Raw genomic sequence first — 9,038 nt, forward strand, 5'->3', positions numbered from 1 at the left:
AAAAGGAGTATACAATATGTCTATTGTTATCGGTGCAGATGCTGCAGGTTTGAGATTGAAAGAAGTTGTGAAAGACTTCTTGGAAAAAGAAAATTTCCACGTTGTGGATGTTACAGCTGAAGGTCAAGACTTTGTTGATGTGACTCTCGCTGTTGCTGCAGAAGTAAACAAAGAAGAACAAAACCTTGGTATCGTGATTGATGCTTATGGAGCTGGTCCATTTATGGTTGCAACAAAAATCAAAGGAATGGTTGCTGCAGAAGTATCTGACGAACGTTCAGCTTATATGACTCGTGGCCACAACAACTCACGTATGATCACTATGGGTGCACAACTTGTTGGTGATGAATTGGCTAAAAACATCGCTAAAGGATTTGTTAACGGTAAATACGATGGTGGACGTCACCAAATTCGTGTCGACATGTTGAACAAAATGTGCTAAGTAGATTACAGTAAGAAAGGTAAGATAAAAATGAGAATTGCAATTGGATGTGACCACATCGTAACAGATGAAAAAATGGCGGTTTCAGAATTTTTGAAATCAAAAGGATATGAAGTCATTGACTTTGGTACATATGACCATACACGTACTCACTACCCAATCTTTGGTAAAAAAGTAGGGGAAGCTGTAACTAGTGGTCAAGCTGATCTTGGAGTATGTATCTGTGGTACTGGTGTTGGTATCAACAACGCTGTAAATAAAGTTCCAGGTGTCCGTTCTGCCTTGGTTCGTGATATGACAACAGCCCTTTATGCTAAAGAACAATTGAACGCCAACGTTATCGGTTTTGGTGGTAAGATTACTGGTGAATTGCTCATGTGCGATATCATCGAAGCTTTCATCCATGCTGAATACAAACCAACTGAAGAAAACAAAAAATTGATTGCGAAAATTGAACACCTTGAAAGTCACAATGCTCAACAAACAGACGCAAACTTCTTCACTGAATTCCTTGAAAAATGGGATCGCGGAGAATACCACGACTAAGAGGTGACCTATGATTTTAACAGTCACAATGAACCCATCCATTGATATTTCCTATCCCTTGGATGAGTTGAAGATTGATACTGTCAATCGTGTGGTGGATGTAACCAAAACGGCTGGTGGTAAGGGACTCAATGTTACCCGAGTACTTTCAGAATTTGGGGATTCTGTTCTTGCTACTGGTTTAGTGGGTGGTAAACTTGGTGAGTTTTTGGTTGAACATATCGATGATCAAGTAAAGAAAGATTTCTTCTCAATTCAGGGAGAAACTCGTAACTGTATCGCTATTCTTCATGGAGATAACCAAACAGAAGTTCTTGAAAAAGGTCCTGAAGTATTGGAACAGGAAGGTCAAGACTTTTTGGAACATTTCAAAAATCTTCTGGAGTCAGTTGAAGTAGTAGCTATCTCAGGCAGTCTGCCAGCTGGTCTTCCAGTTGATTACTATGCGAGCTTGGTAGAAATTGCTAATCAAGTTGGCAAGCCTGTTGTCTTGGACTGCTCTGGTGCAGCACTTCAGGCGGTTCTTGAATCACCACATAAACCAACAGTCATCAAACCAAATAATGAGGAATTGTCCCAGCTTCTAGGAAGAGAAGTTTCTGAGGATTTGGATGAATTAAAAGAAGTACTTCAAGAACCTTTGTTTGCAGGGATTGAATGGATTATTGTTTCACTTGGTGCCAACGGTGCCTTTGCCAAACATGGTGACACTTTCTACAAGGTAGATATTCCTAGAATTCAGGTAGTCAACCCTGTCGGATCTGGAGATTCTACTGTGGCAGGAATTTCTTCAGGACTTCTTCATAAAGAATCGGATGCAGAATTACTCATCAAGGCAAATGTCCTTGGTATGCTCAATGCTCAAGAAAAAATGACTGGTCATGTCAACATGGCCAACTATCAAGCTCTATATGATCAATTAATAGTAAAAGAGGTATAAAATGGCTTTAACAGAACAAAAACGTGCACGCTTAGAAAAACTTTCTGATGAAAATGGTATCATCTCAGCTCTTGCATTTGACCAACGCGGTGCTTTGAAACGTCTCATGGCTCAACACCAAACAGAAGAACCAACTGTGGCTCAAATGGAAGAACTCAAAGTCTTGGTAGCAGATGAATTGACTAAATACGCTTCATCTATGCTTCTTGACCCTGAGTATGGACTTCCAGCAACTAAAGCTCTTGATGAAAAGGCTGGTCTTCTCCTTGCTTATGAAAAAACAGGTTATGACACAACAAGTACAAAACGTTTGCCAGACTGCTTGGATGTTTGGTCTGCAAAACGTATTAAAGAAGAAGGTGCAGATGCAGTTAAATTCTTGCTTTACTATGATGTAGATAGCTCAGACGAACTCAACCAAGAAAAACAAGCTTACATCGAACGCATCGGTTCTGAATGTGTGGCTGAAGATATCCCATTCTTCCTTGAAATCCTTGCTTACGATGAAAAAATTGCGGACGCTGGTTCTGTAGAATATGCGAAAGTAAAACCACACAAAGTTATCGGTGCTATGAAAGTCTTCTCAGACCCACGCTTTAACATTGATGTCTTGAAAGTTGAAGTTCCTGTTAACATTAAATATGTTGAAGGCTTCGCTGAAGGTGAAGTAGTTTATACACGTGAAGAAGCAGCAGCCTTCTTCAAAGCACAAGATGAAGCAACTAACTTGCCATACATCTATTTGAGTGCTGGTGTATCAGCTAAACTCTTCCAAGATACTCTTGTATTTGCCCATGAATCAGGTGCAAACTTTAACGGAGTTCTTTGTGGCCGTGCAACATGGGCTGGATCAGTTGAAGCTTACATCAAAGATGGTGAAGCAGCAGCTCGCGAATGGCTTCGCACAACTGGTTTTGAAAACATTGACGAACTCAATAAAGTTCTTCAAACAACAGCGACTTCATGGAAAGAGCGCGTGTAAGAAAGTCCTCCTAGGTTAGGAACATGAATCTAAAAATTTTTAAAAAAGTTGTATGTAAAGGTTTACAAATTAACTTACTTGTGCTATACTTAAATCACAAGTTAATACAAGGTGAGTGTTACTAAGTAATATTAGGCATGATCACAGGTGAATTAGGAATCGGCTGATTTTCTAGTTCATTTGTGGTCATTTTTTATACTCATATACCTTTAAGACATAAAAGGAGGTTGACATGTATCGAATTCTAAATCCAATGAATCACAATGTCTCGCTTGTCAGAAATGATAAAGGAGAAGAAGTGATTGTGATTGGTAAGGGGATTGCATTTGGAAAGAAGAAGGGGGATTTGATTGCTGAACAGCAGGTTGAGAAAATCTTTCGGATGAAGACCGAAGAGTCCAGGGAAAACTTTATGGCTCTCCTCAAAGATGTTCCGCTTGATTTTATCACAGTGACCTATGAGATCATTGATAAGCTATCAAAGAAATATCATTATCCAATTCAAGAGTATCTCTACGTAACCTTGACAGATCATATTTACTGTTCTTACCAAGCTCTAGCACAAGGAAGATACAAGGATAGTAATCTGCCAGATATTTCCACTAAGTATCCTGTCGCTTTTCAAATCGCAAATGAAGCATTTGAAATTTACCGTCAGAAGCTAGCAGATCATTTTCCTGAGGACGAAATTATTCGGATTGCTTATCATTTCATTAATGCCGAAGGTGAAAATGAAGTGGAACTTGTGGAGTCGATTGATAAGAGGAAAGAAATTCTCAGGAATGTTGAGGAAGTTCTAAAGGACTATGCAATTCAACGAACCAAAGAGAATACCCATTTCTATGATCGCTTTATGATTCATTTGAATTATTTCTTGGATTATTTAGACAGATCTAGAGATGATAACCAATCACTTCTGGACATGGAAGACCATATCAAACAATCCTATCCAAAAGCCTTCGAGATTGGCTCCAAGATTTATGATGTGATTACGCAACATACGGGGCTTGATTTGTATAAGAGTGAACGAGTTTATCTAGTTCTACATATCCAACGTTTATTGTCATAAAAATTATTTAAAATTATATAAGGAGAATTCTATCATGAATAGAGAAGAAGTAACATTGTTAGGTTTTGAAATCGTAGCCTATGCTGGCGATGCTCGTTCAAAACTATTGGAAGCCTTGAAGGCTGCTGAAGCTGGTGATTTTGTAAAAGCGGATACTCTGGTAGAAGAAGCTGGTTCTTGCATTGCTGAAGCTCACCACGCTCAAACAAGTCTGTTGACTAAGGAAGCAGCTGGCGAGGATTTGGCCTATAGTGTAACCATGATGCATGGCCAAGACCACTTGATGACAACTATTTTGTTAAAAGATTTGATGCATCATTTAATTGAACTCTACAAGAGAGGAGTTAAGTAATGAATAAATTAATTGCATTTATCGAGAAAGGAAAGCCTTTCTTTGAGAAACTATCTCGTAATATCTATCTTCGTGCTATTCGTGATGGTTTCATTGCAGGTATGCCTGTTATTCTCTTCTCAAGTATTTTTATCTTGATTGCCTTTGTACCAAACTCATGGGGCTTTAAATGGTCTGATGAAGTTGTAGCCTTTCTGATGAAACCTTATAGCTATTCTATGGGTATTCTGGCTCTCTTGGTAGCTGGTACAACAGCTAAATCTTTGACCGACTCAGTAAACCGTAGTATGGAGAAAACCAATCAAATCAACTATATGTCAACACTGTTAGCAGCAATTGTTGGTTTGTTGATGTTGGCAGCTGATCCTATCGAAAATGGTCTAGCTACTGGATTCTTGGGGACAAAAGGTTTGCTTTCAGCCTTCCTTGCTGCCTTTGTTACCGTAGCCATCTATAAGGTTTGTGTTAAGAACAACGTCACTATTCGAATGCCTGACGAAGTTCCGCCAAATATCTCCCAAGTATTTAAAGATGTGATTCCATTCACTCTATCTGTTGTTTCTCTTTATGCTCTTGACTTATTAGCACGTCATTTTGTTGGTGCAAGCGTAGCTGAATCAATCGGTAAATTCTTTGCTCCACTCTTCTCTGCTGCTGATGGTTATCTTGGTATTACCATTATCTTTGGTGCCTTTGCCTTCTTCTGGTTTGTTGGTATCCATGGTCCATCTATCGTTGAACCTGCTATCGCAGCTATTACCTATGCAAATGCCGAAGTCAACTTGAACCTTCTCCAACAAGGTATGCACGCTGACAAGATTCTTACTTCTGGTACACAAATGTTTATCGTGACCATGGGTGGTACAGGTGCGACACTAGTTGTTCCTTTCATGTTCATGTGGTTAACAAAATCGAAACGTAACCGTGCAATCGGTCGTGCTTCAGTAGTTCCAACTTTCTTCGGTGTAAATGAGCCTATCTTGTTCGGTGCTCCATTGGTATTAAATCCAATCTTCTTCATTCCATTTATTTTTGCTCCTATCGCAAACGTATGGATCTTTAAATTCTTTATTGAAACTCTTGGAATGAACTCATTTACTGCTAATCTACCATGGACAACTCCAGCTCCACTAGGTCTAGTTCTTGGAACTAACTTCCAAGTGCTATCATTCATTCTTGCTGCCCTTCTAATCGTGGTTGACGTAGTCATTTACTACCCATTCCTTAAAGTATATGATGAACAAATTCTTGAAGAAGAGCGTTCAGGTAAGTCTAATGACGAATTGAAAGAAAAAGTTGCTGCAAACTTCAACACTGCAAAAGCAGATGCTATTCTTGAGAAAGCGGGTGTAGAAGCAGCACAAAATACCATCACTGAAGAAACAAATGTTCTCGTTCTCTGTGCAGGTGGAGGGACAAGTGGTCTCCTTGCAAATGCTTTGAACAAGGCAGCTGCAGAATACAATGTTCCTGTGAAAGCAGCAGCAGGTGGCTATGGTGCTCACCGTGAAATGTTGCCAGAGTTTGATCTTGTTATCCTTGCTCCTCAAGTTGCTTCAAACTTTGAAGACATGAAAGCAGAAACTGATAAACTCGGTATTAAACTTGCCAAGACAGAAGGCGCTCAATACATCAAATTAACCCGTGATGGAAAAGGTGCTCTTGCATTTGTACAAGCTCAATTCGAAAAATAAAAGATTAGAAGTGAGATGGAGAATAAAGCCTCACTAGCCTCCTCTCCATCTTATTTCTTTTTTAATTAAAAGGAGAATTATATGACAAAAACATTACCAAAAGACTTTATTTTCGGTGGCGCAACAGCTGCTTATCAAGCAGAAGGTGCTACACATACTGATGGAAAAGGACCAGTTGCGTGGGATAAATATCTTGAAGATAACTACTGGTACACTGCAGAACAAGCCAGTGATTTTTACAATCGATATCCAGTTGACCTCAAGCTGGCAGAAGAGTATGGTATCAATGGCATTCGAATTTCTATTGCCTGGTCACGTATTTTCCCGACTGGTTATGGTGAAGTAAATGCTAAAGGTGTTGAATTTTATCATAATCTATTTGCAGAGTGTCACAAACGTCACGTTGAGCCATTTGTAACTCTTCATCATTTTGACACGCCAGAAGCTCTTCACTCAAATGGCGACTTCTTAAATCGTGAAAATATTGAACACTTTGTAGACTACGCGGCTTTCTGTTTTGAAGAATTTCCAGAAGTAAATTATTGGACAACCTTTAATGAAATTGGGCCAATCGGTGATGGTCAATATTTAGTTGGTAAATTCCCTCCAGGTATCCAGTATGACCTTGCCAAAGTCTTCCAATCGCACCACAATATGATGGTGTCTCATGCGCGTGCAGTTAAGCTATATAAAGATAAAGGTTATAAAGGTGAAATTGGTGTTGTTCACGCTCTGCCAACTAAGTATCCTTTGGATCCTAAAAATCCAGCAGATGTTATTGCGGCAGAGTTGGAGGACATTATCCATAACAAATTTATCTTGGATGCAACTTATCTGGGGCACTACTCTGAAAAGACCCTGGCAGGGGTAGAGGCTATCTTGGCTGCCAATGGTGGAAAGCTTGACTTGCGTGACGAAGATTTCGAAGTATTAGAAGCCGCAAAAGACTTGAATGACTTCCTTGGAATTAACTACTATATGAGTGACTGGATGGAATCCTTTGATGGAGAAACTGAAATCATCCATAATGGTAAGGGTGAGAAAGGAAGTTCTAAATACCAAATCAAAGGTGTTGGTCGTCGTGTAGCTCCTGATTATGTACCACGTACGGATTGGGATTGGATTATCTACCCTCAAGGTTTGTATGACCAAATCATGCGCGTGAAGAAAGATTATCCGAACTACAAGAAGATTTACATCACTGAAAATGGTCTCGGCTATAAAGATGAGTTCGTCGATAACACTGTTTATGATGATGGCCGTATTGATTATGTGAAACAACACTTGGAGGTCTTGTCTGATGCGATTGCAGATGGCGCTAATGTAAAAGGTTACTTTATTTGGTCATTGATGGATGTCTTCTCATGGTCAAATGGGTATGAGAAACGTTACGGTCTCTTCTATGTAGATTTTGAAACTCAAGAACGTTATCCTAAGAAATCAGCTCACTGGTACAAGAAAGTAGCGAAAACTCAAGTGATTGAGTAGTAGAATGAGTCATTAGATATAGAATTTTAGTGAGGCAAAAAGATGTTCAAAAATTTTATCCAATCTATTTATGAAAAAGTTTATATTATCAACTTTGAAAAATGCTCTCAAATACCGTGTTTGACGAATGAAGAACTGAAAAGCCTTGGGAAATGGTATGTCTCTACCGGTAAAGAATGGATTTGTCATTCAGATTATGAGCTGGAAGAATTTAAAAATTTGTTTTTAAATTTTATCAATCCTGAAGAACGGGATAATATCTCCTTTGATTCAGATTTTATGCCGTTTCAACAATCGTAACCAATTTCCAAAAAAGTTAAATCTCGTATTTAGTACGCTGCAAAACTTTTATCTAATCACGTTGCTTATACTCAATGAAAATCAAAGAGCAACTTTAAACTAGAAAGCAAGTCGCAGGTTTCTCAATGCATAGCTTTGAGGTGGCAGATAAAGCAATTGGGCAAAAAGTCTTTAACGCAGAAAAACGCATAATATCAGGTGTTGAAAACCTTGATACTATGCGTTTTATTGTGGGAAGATTTACTTCTGAAATTGAGTTGTTAACCAGAATCTTTCAGGTTTATTAAGGCTTGATGACTTTAGTAAGTTTAGATAGCTCAAAAAGGATTGAATCACTTAGTTTAGAATCTGAAACAATAGTATCAAGATTTGATACATTATAAAAAGTATAAAAATCAAACTTATTGAACTTACTATGATCTGCGAGTAAATATTTTTTATTAGAATTATTTAAAGCGATGCGTTGAGCCTCTCCCTCTTCCTCGCTAAAAGTAGCTAGAGCTCCGTTTTGAATACCATTACAGCTAACGAAAGCTTTAGAAAATTGGAGATTAGAGAGATTTTGTAGGGTCAATGTGCCAACAAAAGCACCTGTAATATCGCGATAATTTCCACCTATCAAAATCAAATCTGTTAATTTTCGTTCGCTTAAAATCAGAAAAACAGGTAAACTGTTGGTCACGACGCGGATATTGTCAATAGGCAACTCACGCGCAAAAAATTCTAATGTTGTTCCTGGTCCAATAAAAATAGTTTCTCTTTCTTCTACTAGACTGCCTGCAAAACGGGCTATTTCTTGTTTTTCTGCCGTTTGGAGGGCTTGTTTTTCAATATTTGATCGCTCATTAGTCAAAAGGGAGTTGGTTCGAAGTTTTTCAGCTCCACCATGCACACGAATCAGCAAATCTTTATCAGCTAATTCCTGTAAATAGCGCCTTGCAGTCATATCTGAAACGGCTATTTCGTCCATAATCTGTTTAACCGTTATGGTTCCTTTACTATTTACTATCTCTAAAATTTTGGTTAATTTTTCTTGTTTGAGCACATTATCACCTCGTTTCCTACTACTATCTTACCATAAACTAGCCCATCATTCAAATACAAAAACAACAAAATAAAACAAAAACAAAAATATCGAGGTTCATTTTCAAAACTTTCGATATTTTTATTAAGTTATTATTTTGTTGTTTCTAGTTTATTTTTTATGATTGAGAGTGGTGGAGAA

Annotated in this window: 11 protein-coding genes; 10 read left to right on the forward strand and 1 reads right to left on the reverse strand. The window is 38.3% G+C overall.

Going from position 1 to position 9,038, the window contains the following annotated elements; genetic code table 11:
• Nucleotides 1–16: 16 nt before the first annotated feature.
• From lacA to WKI42_RS08440, 10 genes are all read left to right on the forward strand, one after another.
• Nucleotides 17–442: a galactose-6-phosphate isomerase subunit LacA gene (lacA, locus tag WKI42_RS08395; protein WP_000029277.1), complete on the forward strand. Its 426-nt coding sequence runs from the start codon at nt 17–19 to the stop codon at nt 440–442.
• Between the two features lie 30 nt (nt 443–472).
• Entirely contained in the window at nt 473–988 is a 516-nt protein-coding gene (lacB, locus tag WKI42_RS08400; protein ID WP_001216916.1) for a galactose-6-phosphate isomerase subunit LacB, read from the forward strand.
• Between the two features lie 10 nt (nt 989–998).
• Nucleotides 999–1,928 (forward strand): tagatose-6-phosphate kinase, encoded by a 930-nt coding sequence (locus WKI42_RS08405; protein ID WP_301351631.1) that lies wholly within the window; start codon nt 999–1,001, stop codon nt 1,926–1,928.
• Between the two features lies 1 nt (nt 1,929).
• Nucleotides 1,930–2,910, forward strand: a complete 981-nt coding sequence (gene lacD, locus WKI42_RS08410; protein WP_001229114.1) for a tagatose-bisphosphate aldolase — start codon at nt 1,930–1,932, stop codon at nt 2,908–2,910.
• A gap of 232 nt (nt 2,911–3,142) precedes the next feature.
• Nucleotides 3,143–3,979, forward strand: coding sequence for a PRD domain-containing protein (locus WKI42_RS08415; RefSeq protein WP_055356835.1), 837 nt, complete (start codon nt 3,143–3,145; stop codon nt 3,977–3,979).
• Between the two features lie 34 nt (nt 3,980–4,013).
• A complete protein-coding gene (locus tag WKI42_RS08420) occupies nt 4,014–4,331 on the forward strand; it encodes a PTS lactose/cellobiose transporter subunit IIA (RefSeq protein ID WP_100104530.1) in 318 nt (105 codons plus the stop codon).
• The gene (locus WKI42_RS08425) at nt 4,331–6,025 is read left to right on the forward strand and encodes a lactose-specific PTS transporter subunit EIIC (protein WP_049511815.1); all 1,695 of its coding nucleotides are present in this window, start codon (nt 4,331–4,333) and stop codon (nt 6,023–6,025) included. The genes WKI42_RS08420 and WKI42_RS08425 overlap by 1 nt, the downstream gene beginning before the upstream one ends.
• An 81-nt stretch (nt 6,026–6,106) precedes the next feature.
• Nucleotides 6,107–7,513, forward strand: a complete 1,407-nt coding sequence (lacG, locus tag WKI42_RS08430; protein ID WP_368081673.1) for a 6-phospho-beta-galactosidase — start codon at nt 6,107–6,109, stop codon at nt 7,511–7,513.
• Nucleotides 7,514–7,555: 42 nt separating this feature from the next.
• Nucleotides 7,556–7,813 (forward strand): DUF3884 family protein, encoded by a 258-nt coding sequence (locus tag WKI42_RS08435; protein WP_173306876.1) that lies wholly within the window; start codon nt 7,556–7,558, stop codon nt 7,811–7,813.
• A 125-nt stretch (nt 7,814–7,938) separates the two neighbouring features.
• A complete protein-coding gene (locus WKI42_RS08440; protein WP_173276211.1) occupies nt 7,939–8,100 on the forward strand; it encodes a hypothetical protein in 162 nt (53 codons plus the stop codon).
• Here WKI42_RS08440 and WKI42_RS08445 read toward each other — a convergent pair.
• Nucleotides 8,097–8,858, reverse strand: a complete 762-nt coding sequence (locus WKI42_RS08445) for a DeoR/GlpR family DNA-binding transcription regulator (protein WP_000917603.1) — start codon at nt 8,856–8,858, stop codon at nt 8,097–8,099. The genes WKI42_RS08440 and WKI42_RS08445 overlap by 4 nt on opposite strands.
• Nucleotides 8,859–9,038: the final 180 nt, after the last annotated feature.

This window comes from Streptococcus pseudopneumoniae (assembly GCF_038148935.1).
Lineage (GTDB): Bacteria > Bacillota > Bacilli > Lactobacillales > Streptococcaceae > Streptococcus > Streptococcus pseudopneumoniae_U.

Excerpts from the sequence above, each read along its gene's own strand:
- lacA (WP_000029277.1), top strand. The coding sequence starts at position 17 with ATGTCTATTGTTATCGGTGCAGATGCTGCAGGTTTGAGATTGAAAGAA.
- lacB (WP_001216916.1), top strand. The coding sequence starts at position 473 with ATGAGAATTGCAATTGGATGTGACCACATCGTAACAGATGAAAAAATG.
- WKI42_RS08405 (WP_301351631.1), top strand. The coding sequence starts at position 999 with ATGATTTTAACAGTCACAATGAACCCATCCATTGATATTTCCTATCCC.
- lacD (WP_001229114.1), top strand. The coding sequence starts at position 1,930 with ATGGCTTTAACAGAACAAAAACGTGCACGCTTAGAAAAACTTTCTGAT.
- WKI42_RS08415 (WP_055356835.1), top strand. The coding sequence starts at position 3,143 with ATGTATCGAATTCTAAATCCAATGAATCACAATGTCTCGCTTGTCAGA.
- WKI42_RS08420 (WP_100104530.1), top strand. The coding sequence starts at position 4,014 with ATGAATAGAGAAGAAGTAACATTGTTAGGTTTTGAAATCGTAGCCTAT.
- WKI42_RS08425 (WP_049511815.1), top strand. The coding sequence starts at position 4,331 with ATGAATAAATTAATTGCATTTATCGAGAAAGGAAAGCCTTTCTTTGAG.
- lacG (WP_368081673.1), top strand. The coding sequence starts at position 6,107 with ATGACAAAAACATTACCAAAAGACTTTATTTTCGGTGGCGCAACAGCT.
- WKI42_RS08435 (WP_173306876.1), top strand. The coding sequence starts at position 7,556 with ATGTTCAAAAATTTTATCCAATCTATTTATGAAAAAGTTTATATTATC.
- WKI42_RS08440 (WP_173276211.1), top strand. The coding sequence starts at position 7,939 with ATGCATAGCTTTGAGGTGGCAGATAAAGCAATTGGGCAAAAAGTCTTT.